Annotated in this window: 22 protein-coding genes and 1 other RNA gene; 11 read left to right on the top strand and 12 right to left on the bottom strand. The window is 65.5% G+C overall.

The window, feature by feature from the left end:
- Positions 1-88: 88 nt before the first annotated feature.
- Both hisN and FGK63_RS10270 read right to left on the bottom strand, forming a co-directional pair.
- Entirely contained in the window at positions 89-880 is a 792-nt protein-coding gene (hisN, locus tag FGK63_RS10275; RefSeq protein ID WP_138841832.1) for a histidinol-phosphatase, read from the bottom strand.
- Positions 881-925: 45 nt separating this feature from the next.
- Positions 926-1,297 carry a helix-turn-helix domain-containing protein gene (locus FGK63_RS10270; RefSeq protein ID WP_138841830.1) on the bottom strand — a complete coding sequence of 124 codons (372 nt, stop codon included), beginning with the start codon at positions 1,295-1,297 and terminating at the stop codon, positions 926-928.
- A gap of 344 nt (positions 1,298-1,641) precedes the next feature.
- Here FGK63_RS10270 and FGK63_RS10265 point away from each other — a divergent pair, with 344 nt between their 5' ends.
- A complete protein-coding gene (locus tag FGK63_RS10265) occupies positions 1,642-2,598 on the top strand; it encodes an NADPH:quinone oxidoreductase family protein (RefSeq protein WP_138841828.1) in 957 nt (318 codons plus the stop codon).
- Between the two features lie 12 nt (positions 2,599-2,610).
- Here the strand turns inward: FGK63_RS10265 and FGK63_RS10260 are convergent, their stop codons facing one another.
- Complete coding sequence (locus FGK63_RS10260; protein ID WP_171052621.1) at positions 2,611-3,495, bottom strand: LysR family transcriptional regulator; 885 nt, start codon at positions 3,493-3,495, stop codon at positions 2,611-2,613.
- Between the two features lie 122 nt (positions 3,496-3,617).
- Here FGK63_RS10260 and FGK63_RS10255 point away from each other — a divergent pair, with 122 nt between their 5' ends.
- Both FGK63_RS10255 and FGK63_RS10250 read left to right on the top strand, forming a co-directional pair.
- Positions 3,618-3,824, top strand: a complete 207-nt coding sequence (locus FGK63_RS10255) for a DUF1127 domain-containing protein (protein ID WP_138841824.1) — start codon at positions 3,618-3,620, stop codon at positions 3,822-3,824.
- Positions 3,825-3,969: 145 nt separating this feature from the next.
- Positions 3,970-4,746, top strand: a complete 777-nt coding sequence (locus FGK63_RS10250) for a Bax inhibitor-1/YccA family protein (protein ID WP_138841821.1) — start codon at positions 3,970-3,972, stop codon at positions 4,744-4,746.
- A 162-nt stretch (positions 4,747-4,908) separates the two neighbouring features.
- Here the strand turns inward: FGK63_RS10250 and FGK63_RS10245 are convergent, their stop codons facing one another.
- Both FGK63_RS10245 and rpmG read right to left on the bottom strand, forming a co-directional pair.
- Positions 4,909-5,421 (bottom strand): hypothetical protein, encoded by a 513-nt coding sequence (locus FGK63_RS10245; protein WP_138841819.1) that lies wholly within the window; start codon positions 5,419-5,421, stop codon positions 4,909-4,911.
- 252 nt (positions 5,422-5,673) lie between these two features.
- Entirely contained in the window at positions 5,674-5,841 is a 168-nt protein-coding gene (rpmG, locus tag FGK63_RS10240; RefSeq protein ID WP_010441901.1) for a 50S ribosomal protein L33, read from the bottom strand.
- A gap of 187 nt (positions 5,842-6,028) precedes the next feature.
- Between rpmG and FGK63_RS10235 the strand changes: the two genes are divergently transcribed.
- Together FGK63_RS10235 and FGK63_RS10230 are read left to right on the top strand one after the other, a co-directional pair.
- Positions 6,029-6,265, top strand: a complete 237-nt coding sequence (locus FGK63_RS10235; RefSeq protein WP_138841817.1) for a hypothetical protein — start codon at positions 6,029-6,031, stop codon at positions 6,263-6,265.
- Positions 6,266-6,338: 73 nt separating this feature from the next.
- Positions 6,339-6,671: a GYD domain-containing protein gene (locus FGK63_RS10230; RefSeq protein ID WP_138841815.1), complete on the top strand. Its 333-nt coding sequence runs from the start codon at positions 6,339-6,341 to the stop codon at positions 6,669-6,671.
- A 10-nt stretch (positions 6,672-6,681) separates the two neighbouring features.
- Here the strand turns inward: FGK63_RS10230 and rnpB are convergent.
- The 6 genes from rnpB to FGK63_RS10200 all read right to left on the bottom strand — a co-directional run bounded on the left by rnpB (position 6,682) and on the right by FGK63_RS10200 (position 11,266).
- An RNA gene (gene rnpB / locus FGK63_RS10225) (RNase P RNA component class A) lies at positions 6,682-7,087 on the bottom strand.
- Between the two features lie 12 nt (positions 7,088-7,099).
- The gene (locus FGK63_RS10220) at positions 7,100-7,801 is read right to left on the bottom strand and encodes an N-acetylmuramoyl-L-alanine amidase (RefSeq protein WP_246043999.1); all 702 of its coding nucleotides are present in this window, start codon (positions 7,799-7,801) and stop codon (positions 7,100-7,102) included.
- A complete protein-coding gene (locus FGK63_RS10215) occupies positions 7,785-8,504 on the bottom strand; it encodes a hypothetical protein (protein ID WP_171052620.1) in 720 nt (239 codons plus the stop codon). The genes FGK63_RS10220 and FGK63_RS10215 overlap by 17 nt, the downstream gene beginning before the upstream one ends.
- Positions 8,505-8,542: 38 nt before the next feature.
- Positions 8,543-10,030, bottom strand: a complete 1,488-nt coding sequence (gene gatA / locus FGK63_RS10210) for an Asp-tRNA(Asn)/Glu-tRNA(Gln) amidotransferase subunit GatA (protein WP_138841809.1) — start codon at positions 10,028-10,030, stop codon at positions 8,543-8,545.
- Positions 10,031-10,033: 3 nt separating this feature from the next.
- The gene (gatC, locus tag FGK63_RS10205; protein ID WP_068335936.1) at positions 10,034-10,321 is read right to left on the bottom strand and encodes an Asp-tRNA(Asn)/Glu-tRNA(Gln) amidotransferase subunit GatC; all 288 of its coding nucleotides are present in this window, start codon (positions 10,319-10,321) and stop codon (positions 10,034-10,036) included.
- 120 nt (positions 10,322-10,441) lie between these two features.
- Positions 10,442-11,266 carry a YiiX/YebB-like N1pC/P60 family cysteine hydrolase gene (locus tag FGK63_RS10200; protein WP_138841808.1) on the bottom strand — a complete coding sequence of 275 codons (825 nt, stop codon included), beginning with the start codon at positions 11,264-11,266 and terminating at the stop codon, positions 10,442-10,444.
- Between the two features lie 199 nt (positions 11,267-11,465).
- On the opposite strand from FGK63_RS10200, the gene FGK63_RS10195 reads away from it, so the two are divergent.
- Positions 11,466-12,158: a metal-dependent hydrolase gene (locus tag FGK63_RS10195; RefSeq protein ID WP_138841805.1), complete on the top strand. Its 693-nt coding sequence runs from the start codon at positions 11,466-11,468 to the stop codon at positions 12,156-12,158.
- An 8-nt stretch (positions 12,159-12,166) separates the two neighbouring features.
- Complete coding sequence (locus tag FGK63_RS10190; protein ID WP_138841803.1) at positions 12,167-13,141, top strand: adenylate/guanylate cyclase domain-containing protein; 975 nt, start codon at positions 12,167-12,169, stop codon at positions 13,139-13,141.
- 111 nt (positions 13,142-13,252) lie between these two features.
- Here the strand turns inward: FGK63_RS10190 and FGK63_RS10185 are convergent, their stop codons facing one another.
- Positions 13,253-13,720, bottom strand: a complete 468-nt coding sequence (locus FGK63_RS10185) for a nucleoside deaminase (protein ID WP_138841802.1) — start codon at positions 13,718-13,720, stop codon at positions 13,253-13,255.
- 61 nt (positions 13,721-13,781) lie between these two features.
- Between FGK63_RS10185 and FGK63_RS10180 the strand changes: the two genes are divergently transcribed.
- The 4 genes from FGK63_RS10180 to FGK63_RS10165 all read left to right on the top strand — a co-directional run bounded on the left by FGK63_RS10180 (position 13,782) and on the right by FGK63_RS10165 (position 17,873).
- Positions 13,782-14,597: a pseudouridine synthase gene (locus FGK63_RS10180; protein WP_246043998.1), complete on the top strand. Its 816-nt coding sequence runs from the start codon at positions 13,782-13,784 to the stop codon at positions 14,595-14,597.
- Positions 14,598-14,773: 176 nt separating this feature from the next.
- The gene (locus FGK63_RS10175) at positions 14,774-15,688 is read left to right on the top strand and encodes a 5-bromo-4-chloroindolyl phosphate hydrolysis family protein (RefSeq protein WP_138841797.1); all 915 of its coding nucleotides are present in this window, start codon (positions 14,774-14,776) and stop codon (positions 15,686-15,688) included.
- A 27-nt stretch (positions 15,689-15,715) separates the two neighbouring features.
- Positions 15,716-16,906, top strand: coding sequence for a toxic anion resistance protein (locus FGK63_RS10170; RefSeq protein WP_138841796.1), 1,191 nt, complete (start codon positions 15,716-15,718; stop codon positions 16,904-16,906).
- Between the two features lie 25 nt (positions 16,907-16,931).
- Positions 16,932-17,873, top strand: a complete 942-nt coding sequence (locus FGK63_RS10165; protein WP_171052619.1) for a DUF2927 domain-containing protein — start codon at positions 16,932-16,934, stop codon at positions 17,871-17,873.
- The last annotated feature ends 22 nt before the right edge of the window (positions 17,874-17,895 follow it).

The raw sequence follows: 17,895 nt of genomic DNA, 5'->3' as shown, positions 1-17,895 counted from the left end.
CGTGCAAGAAGTGTGCTGGCCGGCGGAAAACGGGCTCAAGAACCGGCATCGTCAGGCTAACCTCCGGCCCGGACGCTGGCAAGCGGGTTCAGAACCGGCGCAGGATCTCCAGCGCCGAGGCTTGAATGTCGGCATTGGCCGCCGCCAGCACCCGCCCGCCGTGATGCGCCGGGCCGCCCCGCCAATCCGTCACGACGCCCCCCGCCGCCTCGATCACCGCGATCGGCGCCTGAATGTCATAGGCATTCAGGCCCGCCTCGATCACCAGATCGACCTGCCCGGCGGCCAGCAGCGCATAGGCATAGCAATCCATGCCGTATCGCGTCAGCTTCACCCGGTCGGACACCGCACGAAAGGCGGCGCCTTCTTCGGCCGTGCCGACTTCGGGAAACGTGGTGAACAGGATCGCCTGATCCAGCGACCGTGTCGGCCGGGTGCGCAGCGGCATCTTTCCCGCCGGGCCGGTCGCATGCGCCATTCCGGCCATGCCGACGAAGCGTTCACCGATATAGGGCTGGTCGATCACGCCAAGAACCGGGCCCGCACCCTCGGTCAGCGCGATCAGCACGCCCCAGGTCGGTGTGCCGCTGATGAATCCACGGGTGCCGTCGATCGGGTCGAGCACCCAGGTCCGGCCGCTTTTGCCCGCGCTCTGCCCGAACTCCTCGCCCCAGATGCCGTCGGCCGGGCGATGCGTGGACAGCAGATCGCGCATGACCTCTTCGGCGGCGCGGTCGGCGACCGTAACCGGGTCGAAACCGGCCTCGAGCTTGCTTTCGGTTTCCAGTCCGGCCTGCCGGAAATGGGGCAGGATCGCCGCGCGCGCGGCGTCCGCCAACAGTTCCGCGACCTCAAGGTCACTGAGCGGGGTATTTCGCATGGCCTACCCGTGCGCGCAGCGACCCGGAAAGTCAAGACGGTCGGATCAGGCCACTTCGCTCAGCACGCGGGCCAGTTCGAACAGGCGGCGGCGCTGGTTTTCGGGGATCGCATAGTAGGACCGGACGAGATCGAGCGCTTCCTTGTCGCCCATCAGATCGGCGGGAACGTTCTTCTTGTCATGCGTGTCCTTGTGGGCTTCGTCGAGACCTTCGAAGAAAAAGCTGACCGGCACGTCCAGAGCCTCGGCGATGTCCCAAAGGCGGGATGCGCTGATCCGGTTGGCGCCGGTTTCGTATTTCTGGATCTGCTGGAACTTGATCCCGACCTGTTCGGCCAGCTGCTGCTGCGTCATGCCGATCAGCCAGCGGCGGTGCCGGACACGTTTGCCCACATGGACATCGACGGGATGGGTCATGGCATTTCTCCTCTGCTACACTGACAACCGTCCGGGCACTATCACCAACAGCGACTAGAGCCAGAGTAGCGAGCGACCGATTAAGAACCCACTAATTCCGGTAATGCATCCCGAACTGCACCAGTGCTGAATATTGCGAAATTCCTGTCGTTTTTCAAGAAGGTTGAATCGCAATCCGCAAATGGAGGTTTGTGGTTGTGTCGCATAGTGCGGCCAAGGCATTGTTTCCACCCCATCAACAAGGTCGGACCGCAACCGCCCCGTTTCGAACCCTGGCGCGGCAGGGAACCGAATTGACAATCGCGCATTTCCCGCGGTGTATACGCAAAACCCAAGGAAAACCGATGCGTTCTTACCAGATCCAAGCCGCCGGAGCCGCCCCGGAACTGATCGAAACCGACTTGCCGGAACCGGGTGACGGACAGGTGCGCGTGGCCATCCGCGCCTGCGGGTTGAACTTCGCCGACCTGCTGATGCAGCGCGGAACCTATCAGGACACCCCCGCGCCTCCGTTCACGCTCGGCATGGAAACCGCGGGCATTGTCGACAAAGTGGGGACAAATGTAACGCATCTGAAGCCCGGAGACCGAATCGCGGTCTATTCCGGTCAGGGCGGATTGGCGGATTTCGGCGTATTCGACGCCGAGCGCGCGATCGCCCTGCCCGAGACGATGAGCTTCGAGGACGCGGCAGCCATCCAGATCGCCTACGGGACCAGCCACATCGCGCTGGAGCACCGCGCGCGGCTGCGGCCGGGCGAAAACCTGCTGGTCACCGGCGCGGCGGGCGGGGTCGGTCTGACCGCGGTCGAGGTCGGCAAGCTGATGGGTGCGACGGTGATCGCCCAGGCGAGGGGCGCGGACAAGCTTGCCGTGGCCCGGGCCGCCGGGGCAGATCACCTGATCGACGCCGACGAGGATCTGCGTGAAAGGGTCAGGGCGCTGGGAGGCGCCGACGTCGTCTATGACGCGATCGGGGGCGATGTCTTCAAGGCCGCATTCCGGGCCACCAACCCCGAAGGGCGTCTGCTGCCCATCGGTTTCGCCGGGGGCGAGGTGCCGCAGATCCCCGCCAACCACCTGCTGGTCAAGAACCTGACCGTCATCGGCGTCTATATCGGCGGCTACCTGACCTTCAGGCCCGAGGTTGTGCGCAACAGCTTTGAAACCCTCTTCCGCTGGCACGGCAAAGGCCGGATCAAGCCGCATATCAGCCACGTCCTGCCGCTGGACCGGGTGGCTGAGGGGATGGGCCTGCTGAAGGAACGGAAATCCACCGGCAAGGTCGTGATCACGCCCTGACGGCGGCCGCCCCTACCCCGCCACCGCCTTGAGTTGCCTGGCCCGAAGCATCCGGAAGTTCTGCCGCACGAGATCCGCCAGCGCCTCGACGACCGCGCCGCGCCCCGGCTCTCCGCCATAGAGGTTGATCACGTGGGCCGGCAGTTCCGGAAGGGCGCCGCCGGACTCGATCTGTTCGAGATGCGCGGCCTCGGTCCCCTCCAGCATGGCATGGACCGCCAGATCGGCGCTGACCGTGGCCTCGATCGCGCGGTCGTTTTCGGTCTCGACCGCCAGTTCCCACGGGATGTCGGCGGCGTCGAGCGCGGCGATCATCTGCGGGCGGAACATGCAGCGCCGCCCGACGGCCAGCCGCAACGGGCGTTGCCGCCACGCGCATCCGCCTGGCGCGCCGATCCAGCGCAGCGGCAGATCCGCCACCGTTTCCGATCCCTCGGCGCCCGCCGCCTCGGTCGTCAGGATCAGGTCGCATTCGCCGCGCTGAAACATCTCCTTCAACTGCAAGGAGTAGGATGAGATCAGCTGTACCTTGACCCGCGGAAAGTCGGCGCTGAACCGTTGCAGCACGCGCGGGATCGCCGGATAGACGATGTCATGCGGCACCCCCAGCACCACCTCGCCCTCAAAGGCCTGGTCGGTCAGCCGCCCGATCACCTCGTCGTTCAATGCGACCATCCGGCGGGCATAGGCAAGCAACTGCTCTCCGGACGCGGTGAGTGCGATCGTCCGGCCGCTGCGGTCCAGCAACTCCAGCCCCAGCAACTCCTCCAGCCGCTTGAGCTGCATGGACACGGCGGATTGCGTCAGATGCAGAAATCCGGCCGCCCGGGTCACGCCGCCATGGTCGGCCACGGCCACGAAGGACCGCAACGTGGTGATGTCCAGATTCCGCATCATCACACTCCTTGATGTTATCCATCATAAACATTCGCTTTCACAATGAAGCACCTTGCCCCATATAGATCAAGGAATTTGATGCAAAAAGGAAAAGCATCACCAATCCAGAAAAGGAGCACGCCATGTCACTGACCACCGCCTCCCATCCCTGCCGCCCCGCCCGCGTTTCCCGCCTTGGCGCGCTTCGGAACGCAATTTCCGTCTGGCGCCAGCGGCGTGCGCTCGCCCGATTGGACGACCGCGCCCTGAACGATATCGGTCTGAACAGGACCGAAGCCCGACGCGAGGCACGCCGCCCGATCTGGGATGCGCCCGAGACCTGGTATTGATTTGCCGCGCCATTCCGAGTTGATGAGTTTTTCGTACAACTTGGCGCCGGAAAGTCTTGAATTGGGGGCCTTCCTCTCCGATATTTGACCCGAGAGCCGCGGGCCTTGCGCCCGCGGCGCCAGATATAATTGTAGGGAGACCCCAATGGCTCAATTCGACACGATCCGGACGGCGACTGGCGCGCGCGCTGCCCAGATTGACGAGGGCTTGCGCGCCCATATGAACAAGGTCTACGGCACGATGTCCGTAGGCATGCTGATCACGTTCCTCGCGGCCTGGGCCATTTCCGGCCTTGCCGTGACCACCGATCCGTCGGCTGCCGCGGCGCAACTGAGCGCGGACAAGTATCTGACCCAGTTCGGCTACTCGATCTACGCCTCGCCGCTCAAGTGGGTGATCATGTTCGCCCCGCTGGCCTTCGTCTTCGGCTTCGGCGCCGCGATCAACCGCCTGTCGGCCGCGGCCGCGCAACTGGTCTTCTACGCCTTCGCCGCGGTAATGGGCCTGTCGATCAGCTCGATCTTCCTGGTCTTCACCGGTCAGTCCATCATTCAGGTCTTCCTGATCACCGCGATCGCCTTTGCCGGCCTGTCGCTCTATGGCTACGTCACCAAGAAGGACCTGTCGGGAATGGGAACGTTCCTGATCATGGGTCTGATCGGTCTGATCGTCGCGTCGATCGTCAACATCTTCATCGCGTCGTCGGCCATGACCTTCGCGATCTCGGTGATCGGCGTCCTGATCTTTGCGGGCCTGACCGCCTATGACACGCAGAACATCAAGACCACGTACATCCAGATGGCCCATTCCGGCGATCAGGAATGGCTGGGCAAGGCCGCCATCATGGGCGCGCTGAGCCTGTATCTGGACTTCATCAACATGTTCATGTTCCTGCTGCAACTGTTCGGCAACCGCGAATAACACGCAGCCGGAAGTCAGAGAATCGCAAGGGCGGGTTCCGAGGAACCCGCCCTTCTTGTTTCTGGCAACGCGCTGCAGAGCTGGAAATGCGCCGTTACGGCAAAAGGGCCTCGCCGCGCGCGGCAAGGCCCTTTTGCATTCAATCCAGTCGCGTATCTGCCGTCAGCTGCAGTTCAACGGCACCGAGAATCCGGTGGCCCGATTGCTGGAACCGCCCTTCTTGTACACGTCTCCGGCCGGAAGACAGCCGGTCAACCGCTCCACCCGGCTTCCGAACTGGGCGCCGACCGACGTGTCGACCCGGGTGCTGTCCCCCTCCGCCGGACGAAGGACCGCATAGAGGGTGTTGTTCACCTGGACCGTGCTCAACATCAGGTTCTGGCCGTCGCCCGTAACTTCGACCGCGTTGGCCGGGTTGCGCCCGCCATTGTCGACGGCGATTCCCGCCATCTTGTCCGGCTCGGTCTGATCGGTGCTCACCCGGATCGTCGGCACACCGGCCAGTTCAGCCGGGATGTTCGTGTCCCGGGCGACATAGGCCGCCGCGCCTTTCTTCAAAGCCGTCGTTCTCGGTTCACCGTCGATACCGGTGAACCCGACACCCTCGCGGTTCCAGATATCCTCACAGGCCGAGAGAGCGACGAAAGCGATTGCGGGCAACAGGATTTTTTTCATGACACTCAGCGTTTTGTGGCGATCTGCCGGAGCGTAGCTGCACGCGGGGCTTCATAGCAAGCGGGTGCCAAGGTGATTGAGTCGAAAGCTGATGCTTGTCTGCAACGGCCCGCCATCGGCCCGATACGGGCAAACGGCGCCCCGCCGACCAGGGCGAACCCTCGCGCCGCATGGGTTTTCGCCACCGAAAACGGAAAAGGGCCCTGCCTCGGCAGGACCCTTGTCGGAAAATCTTCAAGCCCGGAAAGCGGCTTACTTGATCTTGCCTTCCTTGTACTCGACATGCTTGCGAGCGACCGGATCGTACTTACGAATGGTCATTTTCTCGGTCATGGTGCGAGCGTTCTTCTTGGTCACGTAGAAGTGGCCCGTGCCCGCGGTCGAGTTCAGACGGATCTTGATGGTCGTCGGCTTCGCCATGGTTATCTCCTGCGTCCGAAAAGGCAGGGGCCTTTCGGTTGAATCCTCTTGAGCGTGCGCTTTTACCCGGCTTGCAGGGCGAGTCAACCGGAATCCGCGGCTGACGCAGAGAATTTGAATGGCCGGGCCATGTTGCGATCGGAAATAGAAACATTCCGATCCGTGCAATTGGCCGGATCACCGGTTTGTGATACTGTTCTCCCATCGCTCCCAACCCGGACCACTCCGATCCGGGCATGGCGACCAGGGCACCTTCGACGGGCAAGACACGCCGCGAGCGTCCTTTTTCGACGGGTCATTTCTGGGGGCATTCACAGAGGAACGGACCATTCAGGGCGTGGCGGCGGTCGTCTGCGGCATCGAGAATGTTCGGGACATCGGCATCGCCCTCAACGACAAGGCCAAGCGACCGCCGCCCGCCTGACCCCGTTTTTTTACGGCCCGGGACCGGCCCAAGTCAAAGGTCCGATCAAGACTTGCCCAAGGAGGCTATCACCATGCCATTGTTCATTACCTACGCGTCCTATTCACAAAACGGGATCAAGGGCCTGCTGAAAAAGCCCGAGAACCGGGCAGAGGCGATCCAGTCGCTTCTGAGCAAGGTCGGCGGCAAGGTCGTCGCGCTTTACATGACGACCGGCGCCAATGACGTCGTGCTGGTCAGCGAGGCGCCCGACGGCGCGGATACGGTCGCGGTCGGCATGGCCGTCGCGGCGTCCGGGTCGGTGACCAAGGTGGAAACCGTCCGCGCCTGGACCGGCGACGAATTCGCCGGCATCGCGCAGAAGGCCGCCAGCCTGACCGGCGCCTACAAGCCGCCGGGATCGTGAACGGGAAAAAACGCGCGGAGGGCCTGTAAGCCGGATCCTGTTCCGAGGTCGCCCTCTTCGATGACCATTCCTCTAGGCCGCGCATTGCTGCGCGGCTCGAGCTGCCAACCCGATCCCTCTCGGCCAAGGCGGGCCTAGCGGCGGTTTCCCGGACCGGGGTCCGGGACCAGCCCGCGCGGGGATCCTATTCGGCATTGCTCCCGGTGGGGCTTGCCGTGCCGCCCCTGTTGCCAGCGGCGCGGTGGGCTCTTACCCCACCGTTTCACCCTTACCCCGCAAAAGCGGGGCGGTCTGATTTCTGTGGCGCTTTCCGTCGGGTTGCCCCGCCCGGGCGTTACCCGGCACCGTTGCCCTGTGGAGTCCGGACTTTCCTCTCGGGCAGGTCGCCCCGCCCCAGCGGCCATCCGGCCCTCCGCGCAGGTTTGCAGTTATGTGGTGGGCCGGTCGCGGTCAAGGGCAAGCGCCCTGACCATGGCGCGATCGGCCGCATCTTCGGGGCCGCGGGCCCAGGGGCGGAACCGAAGGCGCAGCGCCTGCAGCAGCGATTGCGGGTCCTCCGACCCGGTGTAACCGGCGTCGCGCGCCAGTTCCGCGAACGGCTCGTCGCCGCCTTCCGGCTGAGGGTCCTTCTCGGGGCAAGGCCGCGCCAGCCCCAGCCGCGCCAGTCGCGCCCAGTCGAACCGCGCACCGGGGTCCAGCTTGCGCCCCGGCGCCATGTCCGAATGCGCGATGACGCCCTCGGGCGCGATGCTCCAGCGATGCAGGATGTCCATCAGCAGATGCTCCAGCACGGCCATCTGCGCTTCGGCGAACGGATGCGTACCGCGGTTGTCCAGTTCGATGCCGACCGAGCGCGAGTTGATGTCCGCCTGCCCGCGCCAGCTTCCGGCCCCTGCGTGCCAGGCCCGGTCCTCTTCCCGCACCATCTGCCAGAGCGTTCCGTCCGCGCCGATCAGGTAATGCGCGGAAACCTCGGCCTGCGGGTCGCACAACCGGTCCAGCGCCGCCCCGGCGCCATCCATCGCGGTATAATGGATGACCACCAGCGACGGGATCAAGCCGTTCCGGCGCGGTCCGAAATTCGGCGACGGATGCCAGACGGGTCGCAGGCGCTCAGTTGTTGACCGCACGGCGGAAGGGGCCCGGGTCCCAGCTGCAGGCGAAGCCGTCGCCATCCGGATCCAGCCCCTTGCGGTCCCGCTGCGGCCCGCCGTTGCTCAGGAAGTCGATCTGGGCCTGATCCGGAGACGGGTACTTGGCGCAGTTGCGCTGCGCCTTGGCCTGCAGGTTGAAGCCGGCGCGGCTGTAAAGCGGTGTTCCCACCGGGTTCGAGGTGTTGATCGCGTACTGAACGATGTTCGGCGTCGACTCGCCGCCGCGTTCGGGAACGGCGGTCGGCGCGACCACCTCGTAGTTGGACCGGTTCTGCTCGATCCGCGCGGCGTCGCTTTCGATCGTCTGGCGGTTCGACACAGCCTCGAAATCCTGTTCGTCCGAGATCGCCGGGTTGCCCGGATCCTCGACCGGCGACACGGGCACCATGGTGGGCTGCGCGGACGTGCTGGCAAGCGCGGCCGCCGTTTCGTTGGCAATATCGGCGGCGCTGGGATCCTGCGACGCAAAGGGATCCAGCGGCGCACCGCCCGCGGACAGGTCTTCCGACGAGATCGCCCCCGGCGGAACAAGCGGGTTGCCGCCAACGCCCTGCCCGCTCAGCTGCGCCTCGCGCTGCGCCTGGTATTGCGGAGTGTTGAAGCCCGCGCCGGCGACCGGGGTCGTCTGCTCGCAGGCCGCCAAAAGGCCGATTGCAGGAAGTACAAGCAGTGCACGCATTCTAGGCTGCCTCATTCTTCGTTCTTGCCCCGTAGGAATTACCACCATTTGCCGGGCTTTGCCACAAATCCGGCGGCATTCTCCAGCGCATAGGCGGTATTGAGCAGATCGCCTTCCTCCCACGGACGTCCGATAAGCTGCAGCCCCAGCGGCAGCCCCTGCGCGTCCAGTCCCGTGGGAACCGAAACGCCGGGCAGACCGGCCAGGTTCACCGTGACGGTGAAGACGTCGTTGAGATACATCTGCACCGGATCGGTTTCCTTCATCTCGCCCAGCCCGAACGCCGCCGAGGGCGTCGCGGGCGTGAGGATGGCATCGATGCCGGCGGCAAAGACGTCCTCGAAGTCCTTCTTGATCAGCGTCCGGACCTTGCGGGCGCGGTTGTAATAGGCATCGTAGAACCCCGCCGACAGCACGTAGGTTCCCACCATGACGCGGCGCTGCACCTCGTGGCCAAAACCTTCGGCGCGGGTCTTTTCGTACATCTCGGTGATGCCGTCCCCCTGCGCCAGCGCCGCGCGGCGGCCATAGCGGACGCCGTCATAACGCGCCAGGTTCGACGACGCCTCGGCGGGCGCGATCACGTAATAGGTGGGCAGCGCGTATTTGGTGTGCGGCAGCGAGATGTCGATGATCTCGGCCCCGGCGGCCCTCAGCATCTCCGCCCCTTCGGCCCACAGCTTTTCGATCTCGGCGGGCATCCCGTCCATCCGGTATTCCTTGGGAATGCCGATCTTCTTGCCCTTGATGTCGCCGGTCAGCATGGCCTCGAAATCCGGCACCGGCAGATCGGCGCTGGTGGAATCCTTCGGGTCATGCCCGCACATCGCCTCGAGCATGATGGCGGCGTCGCGCACGTTCTTGGTCATCGGCCCGGCTTGGTCCAGCGACGAGGCGAAGGCCACGATGCCCCAGCGCGAGCAGCGCCCATAAGTCGGCTTGATGCCGGTAATGCCGGTAAACGCGGCGGGCTGGCGGATCGAGCCGCCGGTGTCGGTTCCGGTGGCGGCCAGGCACAGATCGGCCGCGACCGCGGCGGCCGAGCCGCCGGACGAGCCGCCCGGCGTCAGCTGCGCGTCATCGTTGCCGCGCCGCCAGGGGCTGACCGCGTTGCCATAGACAGAGGTTTCGTTGCTGCTGCCCATGGCGAACTCGTCCATGTTGAGCTTGCCCAGCATCACCGACCCGGCATCCGCCAGCTGTTGCGACACGGTGGATTCGTACTCGGGCCGGAACCCTTCCAGAATGCGGCTCGCCGCCTGCGACGGCACGCCCTTGGTGCAGAACAGGTCCTTGATGCCGATGGGCAGGCCACACATGGACGGCGCATCGCCCGCCTTGATCCGCGCATCGGCGGCCCGGGCCCGCTCCATCGCGATCTCGGGGGTCTTGTGCACGAAGGCGTTCAGCGCGTCGGCGGCGTCGATGGCCTTCAGGCAGGCCTCGGTCAGTTCGACCGACGTGGTTTCACCCTTGCGCAGCGCGTCGCGGGCCTCGGCCAGGCCCAGTGTGTTCAACTCGCTCATGTCTTACTCCACCACCTTCGGAACCGCGAAAAAACCCTCGCGCGCGTCGGGGGCGTTGGCCAGGACCTTGTCCTGCTGATTGCCGTCGGTCACCACGTCCTGACGGCGCTTCAGCCGCATCGGCTCGACCGAAACCATCGGCTCGACGCCTTCGACATCGACCTCGTTCAGCTGTTCGATGAATCCCAGGATCGTGTTGAACTCCGAGGCCAGCGCCGGCAGCGCGTCGTCCTCGACCTTGATCCGGGCCAGTTTGGCCACCTTGGCGGCGGTGCTTTGATCAATCGACATGGGAAACCCTCGTATGCGTCAGGCAGGCATTTACCCCTGCGCCGCGCGGGTCGCAAGGGCGGCGGCGCGATTCGGCGGTCATTGCCGCGGCCGCCGCCCCTCGCCCTGTGCCGAAAGGCGTCACCCGAACGGGTGTTCGACCGGCTGCGCCCAGTCCTCGCCGCGTTTCAGCGGCGCGTCCCATTCGATTTCCCGGAAATCGAAACCCAGCGCAAGCGTCGGCTTCACCACCTCGAAGAACGGCGATATGTCGAAGTCCCGCGGCGCGAACAGCGAGTGGTGGCGGATGTGGAAGACCTCGCGCCGCGAGAACTCGCCCTCGCTGCCCACCTGGAAGATCTGCGGCAGGATCGGATAGCGGATCGACTGAAACGCCTGCGCGATCAGCGACGAACAGATGGCGCGGGTCGGATCGCCCGAACCGAAGGCCAGCATCCGCCGCCGCCAGCGCACCGGCACCGGTGGGGTCGGAAAGAAATAGCGCAGCAGGTCGAAGATGTTGCGCATGTCGTAGCGCAGCCCGATCCGCTCGACCATGAACTGCACGATCGCCGCCCGCTCGGCGTCGTTCAGCCCGGCGGCGCGGCAGATCCGGGTGTTGAAGCAGCGGTATTTCGACACCGGCACCGCCACGCAACCCTCGCCCAGGTTCACCTCGACCAGCTGCGGCCGCTCCGACCCGTCCGCGGGTTCCGGCAGGGCATCGCCGACGAAGACCGCCGCGTGCGACCACGTGGACTGCGTCAGGTACTTGATGGCGTTGGCGATGCGTTCGTTGCCTTCGACCAGCAGAACGTCGCCGGGTTTCAGCGTCCGGCACAGCGCATCGTAATCCGAGGGCGTAAAAGGATGATAACCCGAACTCGTCCGCCGTAGCCTGGCCGACAGCCAATGGCCCAGCCCGTCGAGCGCCTTGTCCAGAAACGTGTCTTTTTGCGTGGTCATCTGCGGCCTTCTCCGGGTAACAGAATGCCCGGATATCGTAACGGAAAACAAAGCCGGCAACCCGGGAAACACGCGGAAATGATCATCCGCGATGCGTTGCGCCCCGTTCCGGCCCCGGCGGCCGCGCGCACCGTCCGACGGGGCTGGCGCCGCGGCCGCGCCATGCTACTCTGCCGCAAGGTTTATCGGGAGGTTCTTCATGAAAATCATCTGGCTCGGCCACGGCTCATTCCGCATCGAAACCCAAGCGCAGGTACTGCTGATCGATCCCTGGCTCACGGGCAACCCAGTCCTGCCCGAAGACCGGCACGAGGCCGCCGTGACGGGCGCCACCCACATCCTGCTGACCCATGCGCATTTCGATCACGTCGCGGACGTGCTGCCGCTGGCAAGGAAACTCGGCGTGCCGGTGGTCGGGCAATACGACCTGTTGAGCCACTGGGCCGAAAACGAGGGGATCGAGACCGTCGGCTTCAACAAGGGCGGCACCGTCGATCTTGGCGGAGTAAAGGTGTCGATGGTTCCGGCCTCGCACAGTTCGACCTTCGCGACGCCGGACGGGCCGCGCACCGGCGGCAGCGAGGTGGGGTTCATGATCGGCGCCGAAGGCAAGACCCTCTATGTTTCGGGCGACACCGACATCATGGCGGACATGGACTGGATGGGCGACTACTACAAACCCGACATCGGCATCCTGTCGGCGGGCGGCTTCTTCACCATGGACATGAAGGCGGCGGCCTATGCCGCGCGGCGCTATTTCAACTTCAAGACGGTGATCCCCTGCCACTACAAGACCTTCCCGATTCTGGAGCAGTCGGCGCAGGACCTGATCGACGGACTGCCCGGCGTCGACGTGATCGAACCCGAGGTGATGGTCGCGGTCGAACTCTGAGGGCGCTGATGGACGACACACCCCACCCCTCGCCCGAGCTTGAGGCCATCGCGATGCGCTGGGCGCGGGCGCTGATATCAGCCGATGGCGATACGCTGGCCAACCTGCTGTCCGACAGCGACGCGCTGCTGTTCTGCGGCACGGACGACAGCGAACGGATGGAGGGGAACGCCCTGCGGGACGCCTATGCGGCGCATGTGAGGGAGATCCCATGCGGCACCATACTCGACTGCAATGTCCGCGCCTACGAGACCGGCAACAGCGGCTGGTCCCACTGGTGGGGAACAATTGATTTCGGCAACCGCGGGATTCCGATCCCTTCCCGGATTTCGCTGGTATTCGGTATGGAAAAGGGCATCTGGAAGGTCCAGCACATCAACAACTCGTTCTCCACGTCCAACCTCGAACTGCTGGGCTACCAGCACTCCGCGCTGGACAATCTGCTCGAGGCCGCCCGGGAGATCGACCCGCAAGTCGCCCATGCCGACATTGCTTCGGTCATGTTCACCGACATAGCCGGATCATCCTCTGTCGCGGCCGCGGTCGGCGACAAGACCTGGACAACCGCGATCAACCGGCACCTGGCACTGCTGAAAGAGCTGATTGCCGGCCATGATGGAAAACTCGTCAAATCGCTGGGCGACGGCACCATGTCCACTTTCTCCTCGGCCGGGGCAGCGATGTCGGCGGCCTGCGACATCCAGGGCCGGCTGCAAGCCGAAACGGACGAGCCGAAGTTGCAGGTGCGGATCGGCATCCATACCGGTGACGTGATGCATTCGGGCGACGACTTCTTCGGGACCGTTGTCAACAAGGCCGCCCGTATCGCCGCCTTGGCCCGTCCGGGCGAAATCCGCGTGTCCGATGCTACACGCATCATGGTCGGCGGCTCACCCGAGTTCACCTTTTCCGACCAGGCCCGCATCTCCCTCAAGGGGCTGGAGGGGGAGCATCTGGTCTATCGGCTTGACCGGCGCAACTGACGGGCCAAGCAAGCGTATTGCGGCAAACCTCTGCAACTGCCGCGCAAAAGCCGTTGGCACAGAAGGCGTTGCCCCCGTCAGATCAGGCCGGGCGCTGTTTTCGCGGCGGCATCAATCCCCTGCGCCGCTGCCCCGTCTGGATGCGAAGAACTCCCGAAGCAGCCGCGCCGCTTCATCCGCCGCGATCCCGTCATAGACCTCGGGCACGTGATGCGCCTGCGGATGGGTGAACACCCGCGCGCCATGCGCCACGCCGCCGGATTTGGGGTCGGCCGCGCCGTAGTAGATCCGCCTGATCCGCGCCGCGGCCATCGCGGCGGCGCACATCGCGCAGGGCTCCAGCGTCACGTAGATGTCATGACCCGGCAGGCGTTCGGACCCGGCGGCGGCGCAGGCCGCGCGCAGGGCGAGGATCTCGGCATGGGCGGTGGGATCGTTCATCTCGCGCGTCCGGTTGCCGGCCGCCGCCACTTCGGCTCCGTCGGGTGACACGATCACCGCGCCGATCGGCACCTCGCCCCGGTCGGCGGCCGCGCGGGCCTCGTCCAGGGCCCGTTTCATGTGCGATCTGAATTCCATGCCCCTGACTGCCCCACAAACCCGCCTTTCGCAAGCCGCCGGTATGCGCTATGGCCGATTCATGACACAGAGCCCACCTCCCGGCGAGCGCATCGCCAAAATCCTGGCCCGCGCCGGCGTCGCCTCGCGCCGCGAGGCCGAGCGCATGATCGAAGCGGGCCGCGTCGCGGTCAACGGAAAGACGATCGACAGCCCCGCGCTGAACGTGACGCCCAAGGACCGCATCACCGTCGATGGCAAGCCGGTGTCGGAACCCGAACCGGCGCGCCTGTGGCTCTATCACAAGCCCCCCGGGCTGGTGACGACCACCCGCGACGAAAAGGGCCGAGCCACCATCTTCGACGACCTGCCGGAAGACATGCCCAGGGTCATGAGCGTCGGGCGGCTGGACCTGAACTCCGAAGGTCTGCTGCTCTTGACCAATGACGGCGGCATCAAGCGGCGGCTGGAGCTGCCCTCGACCGGCTGGCTGCGCAAGTACCGCGTGCGGATCAAGGGCACCCCCAAAGACGAGGATTTCGCACCGCTCCGCAAAGGGCTCGTCGTGGACGGCGAAAGGTTCCAGCCGATGATCGTCTCGCTCGACCGCCAGCAGGGCGCGAACGCCTGGCTGACCGTCGGATTGCGCGAGGGCAGGAACCGGGAAATCCGCCGGGCGATGGAAGACATCGGCTTCGCCGTGAACCGCCTGATCCGGGTGTCCTACGGGCCGTTCCAGCTGGGCAACCTGAAGGCTGGCGAGGTCGAGGAAATCCGCCGCCGGGTCCTGCGCGAACAGCTCGGGCTGGATGCCGACGGCAAACCCGCCGAGGCGCAGAAACGCCCGGCGCGGCCGCAGCGAAAACGCCCCCAGGCGGGCAAGAAACCCCGGCCCTGACTGCATTTAACCAAGCTTCCCCCTAGCGCGGTGCGGGTGCATCCACTAGATTCCATGAACAACTGCTATCGTGGGGGGCGCCATGTCTCAGACTGGTGTACAGAAAATGGCCTATGCGGCGCTGCTGGTGCTGCTGTTCGGGGTCTGTACCGGCTGGCTGGGAGGGCTCTGAGCAGATGGCCCAGCGCTACGGCGGGAAATTCAGCCCGGAGAAACCCCAAGACCCCGAGGAACCGCCCCGGCGCGGGCAGTTCGAGGGCGCAAGGGTCGATCCCGCCGGAGCGCGCGCGAATGTCATGTTCGTCCCCGCAATTCCGCTGGTGTTCCTGTCGCTGAACGACGGCGCCATCGGCATGACGCTGGGGCTGGTCGCCGCCGGGGTGCTGACCGCGGCGGCCCTGCTGCTGCGCGAAGGGCTGCGGGCCGAAGCGGCCTATCGTTCGCGCCGCGTTGCGCGCCGCCCGGCCTTTCCCCGCAAGATCTTCGCCAGCGTCCTGACCGGGCTGGGCGTGGCGCTGGCCGCCTACCGGAACGAATATCTCGACGCCGACGCGACCGCGCAGGTCGGCCTTTTGGCGCCGCTGCTCTTCGGCATCACCGGCACGGCTCTGCATTCGGTGGCCTTTGGCCTTGATCCCCTGAAGGACAAGGGGATGGAGGGTGTCGATACCTTCCAGCAGGACCGCGTCGCCCGCGCAGTGGGCGGCGCCGAAACCATGCTGGCCGAGATGACCGACGCCATCGGGCGCGCGGGCGACCGCCGCATCGAAGCGCGCGTCGAACGCTTTCAGGACACCGCCCGCGAGCTGTTCCGCACGGTCGAGGAAGACCCCCGCGACCTGACCGGCGCCCGCAAGTACCTGACGGTCTATCTGCGCGGCGCGCGCGACGCGACGGTGAAATTCGCCGATGTCTATTCCCGCACCCGCGACGCGCAGGCCCTGGCGGATTATTCCGCGCTGCTCGACGATCTCGAGCAGAACTTCGCCGCGCGGACCCGCAAGATGCTGCTGGACGACCGCAGCGACCTGACAGTTGAAATCGACGTGCTGCGCGAAAGGCTGCAGCGCGAAGGCGTCCGGCCCGAGTGACCGGACCATTTTAGAAAGGGAAATTTGATGTCCGATCTAGTCAAGAGCAAAGCAGTCGAAGCCGAATCCCTGGTTCAGGAAGTCACGGCGGTCACCCTGGCCGAACCGCAGGCCGAGATCGTTCCGCTGCAAGAGGCCGATGAACCCGTCGGCGCGGAAATCCGCAAGCGGATGGACGAGATCGACATGGGCGACACCAATTCGATCGTCTCGTTCGGGTCCTCCGCGCAGGCCGAATTGCAGGAAATCAGCCAGGCGATGCTGGCCGACGTACGCAACAAGGATGTCGGCCCCGCCGGCGACAGCCTGCGCAACATCGTCACCACGATCCGGGGTTTCACGGTCAGCGAACTGGACGTGCGCCGCCAGCGCAGCTGGTGGGAAAGGCTGATCGGCCGGGCCGCGCCCTTCGCCAAGTTCACCGCCCGCTACGAAGAGGTGCAGGGCCAGATCGACCGCATCACCGACGACCTGCTCGGGCACGAGCACACCCTGCTCAAGGACATCAAGTCGCTGGACCTGCTCTACGAGAAGACCCTCGGCTTCTACGACGAACTGGCGCTCTACATCGCGGCGGGCGAGGAAAAGCTGGCGGAACTCGACAGCCACGAGATCCCGGCCAAGGCGGCCGAGGTGGACGCCGCCCCGGAAGGCGAACAGGTGATGAAGGCGCAGGAACTGCGCGACCTGCGCGCCGCCCGCGACGATCTGGAGCGGCGGGTGCATGACCTCAAGCTGACGCGGCAGGTGACCATGCAGTCGCTGCCCTCGATCCGGCTGGTGCAGGAAAACGACAAGTCGCTGGTCACCAAGATCAATTCGACGCTGGTGAACACCGTGCCGCTCTGGGAAACCCAGCTGGCGCAGGCCGTCACCATCCAGCGCAGCGCCGAAGCCGCCGCCGCGGTGCGCGACGCCAACGACCTGACCAACGAGCTTTTGACCTCGAACGCCGCCAACCTGCGCGAAAGCAACAAGATGATCCGCGAAGAGATGGAGCGCGGCGTGTTTGACATCGAAGCGGTGAAGAAGGCCAATGCCGACCTGATCGGCACCATCCAGGAAAGCCTGCAGATCGCCGACGAAGGCAAGGCCAAGCGCGCCGCCGCCGAGGAAGAGCTGAAGAAGATGGAGGCCGAACTGCGTGACACCCTGGCCTCGGCCAAGGCGCGGAGCGACGGCCTGGGCGACACGGCCGGCACGTCCGTACCGGGCTGACATCTTGAGAAGGGATCGGGCCAGAATGATGCGTTCGTTGGCGGCGGCGGTTGCGCTTCTGGCGTTGGCCGGCTGCGAAACCGCGTTGACCAGCGTCGTGCCGCCGCAGCCCCGGCCGCCCGATCTCGGGACGACGACCGATGTCGTGACACCCCCCTCGGCGGCCAGTCTCGACCTCGCCCGGTATTACGAAAAGGTTCAGAACGACCTGCTGACGCGCGGCCTGTTGCGGACCGACGGCGGCGGGCCGGACACGCCCTATGACGCCGACGACCTGGTGCGGAACTTCGAGGCGATCGCGTTCTACAATGAATATCCCGGGCAGGCGATCCTGGCGACCAGCCGGCGGACCAGCGGGCATCTCGGCCGCTGGAAGGGGCCGGTTCGGATCGGCACCGAATTCGGGCCCAGCGTCCCGCTGGACCGGCGCGCCGAAGACGCCGCCCGGGTGAACGACTATGCGGCGCGTCTGTCGCGGATCACCGGCCACTCGATCACCACCACCGACCGCAACCCGAACTTCCACGTCTTCGTCGCGGGCGAGGACGACACCGCCTTCGTGCAGAACCGGCTGCGGCAGCTGATCCCGAACATCGGGCAGGCGCAGCTCGACCTGTTCGAGGATCTGCCGCGGTCCTTCTACTGTTTCGTCTTCGCCTCGGCCACCAACGGCTCGCCGCATGTCTACACCCGCGCGGTGGCGCTGGTGCGGGCGGAACATCCGGACCTGGTGCGCCTCAGCTGCATCCACGAAGAGATTGCGCAGGGCTTGGGCCTGCCCAATGACAGCCCGACCGCGCGGCCCTCGATCTTCAACGACGATGACGAGTTCGCGCTGCTGACCAGCCATGACGAAAAGCTGCTGGCGATGCTCTACGACCCCCGCATGGTGCCGGGGATGAGCGCGGAAGAGGCCCGCCCGACGGCGCATGTCATTGCCAAGGAATTGACCGCAAAACCGCGTTGACCGACATGACAGGAGAAAACCC

This window comes from Ruegeria sediminis, assembly GCF_005938215.1.
In the GTDB taxonomy this organism is placed as follows: domain Bacteria; phylum Pseudomonadota; class Alphaproteobacteria; order Rhodobacterales; family Rhodobacteraceae; genus Ruegeria; species Ruegeria sediminis.
The sequence above is the reverse complement of the archived record's forward strand: the minus strand, read 5'-3'. Positions and strand labels throughout refer to the sequence as shown.

What these genes read in the sequence shown, in the direction of transcription:
- FGK63_RS10260 (WP_171052621.1), bottom strand. Translation starts at nt 3,495, where the DNA reads ATGATGCGGAATCTGGACATCACCACGTTGCGGTCCTTCGTGGCCGTG.
- FGK63_RS10195 (WP_138841805.1), top strand. Translation starts at nt 11,466, where the DNA reads ATGAAAATCATCTGGCTCGGCCACGGCTCATTCCGCATCGAAACCCAA.
- FGK63_RS10255 (WP_138841824.1), top strand. Translation starts at nt 3,618, where the DNA reads ATGTCACTGACCACCGCCTCCCATCCCTGCCGCCCCGCCCGCGTTTCC.
- FGK63_RS10200 (WP_138841808.1), bottom strand. Translation starts at nt 11,266, where the DNA reads ATGACCACGCAAAAAGACACGTTTCTGGACAAGGCGCTCGACGGGCTG.
- FGK63_RS10175 (WP_138841797.1), top strand. Translation starts at nt 14,774, where the DNA reads ATGGCCCAGCGCTACGGCGGGAAATTCAGCCCGGAGAAACCCCAAGAC.
- FGK63_RS10270 (WP_138841830.1), bottom strand. Translation starts at nt 1,297, where the DNA reads ATGACCCATCCCGTCGATGTCCATGTGGGCAAACGTGTCCGGCACCGC.
- FGK63_RS10215 (WP_171052620.1), bottom strand. Translation starts at nt 8,504, where the DNA reads ATGCGTGCACTGCTTGTACTTCCTGCAATCGGCCTTTTGGCGGCCTGC.
- FGK63_RS10190 (WP_138841803.1), top strand. Translation starts at nt 12,167, where the DNA reads ATGGACGACACACCCCACCCCTCGCCCGAGCTTGAGGCCATCGCGATG.
- hisN (WP_138841832.1), bottom strand. Translation starts at nt 880, where the DNA reads ATGCGAAATACCCCGCTCAGTGACCTTGAGGTCGCGGAACTGTTGGCG.
- gatC (WP_068335936.1), bottom strand. Translation starts at nt 10,321, where the DNA reads ATGTCGATTGATCAAAGCACCGCCGCCAAGGTGGCCAAACTGGCCCGG.
- FGK63_RS10265 (WP_138841828.1), top strand. Translation starts at nt 1,642, where the DNA reads ATGCGTTCTTACCAGATCCAAGCCGCCGGAGCCGCCCCGGAACTGATC.
- gatA (WP_138841809.1), bottom strand. Translation starts at nt 10,030, where the DNA reads ATGAGCGAGTTGAACACACTGGGCCTGGCCGAGGCCCGCGACGCGCTG.
- FGK63_RS10250 (WP_138841821.1), top strand. Translation starts at nt 3,970, where the DNA reads ATGGCTCAATTCGACACGATCCGGACGGCGACTGGCGCGCGCGCTGCC.
- FGK63_RS10170 (WP_138841796.1), top strand. Translation starts at nt 15,716, where the DNA reads ATGTCCGATCTAGTCAAGAGCAAAGCAGTCGAAGCCGAATCCCTGGTT.
- rpmG (WP_010441901.1), bottom strand. Translation starts at nt 5,841, where the DNA reads ATGGCGAAGCCGACGACCATCAAGATCCGTCTGAACTCGACCGCGGGC.
- FGK63_RS10165 (WP_171052619.1), top strand. Translation starts at nt 16,932, where the DNA reads ATGATGCGTTCGTTGGCGGCGGCGGTTGCGCTTCTGGCGTTGGCCGGC.
- FGK63_RS10185 (WP_138841802.1), bottom strand. Translation starts at nt 13,720, where the DNA reads ATGGAATTCAGATCGCACATGAAACGGGCCCTGGACGAGGCCCGCGCG.
- FGK63_RS10230 (WP_138841815.1), top strand. Translation starts at nt 6,339, where the DNA reads ATGCCATTGTTCATTACCTACGCGTCCTATTCACAAAACGGGATCAAG.
- FGK63_RS10245 (WP_138841819.1), bottom strand. Translation starts at nt 5,421, where the DNA reads ATGAAAAAAATCCTGTTGCCCGCAATCGCTTTCGTCGCTCTCTCGGCC.
- FGK63_RS10180 (WP_246043998.1), top strand. Translation starts at nt 13,782, where the DNA reads ATGACACAGAGCCCACCTCCCGGCGAGCGCATCGCCAAAATCCTGGCC.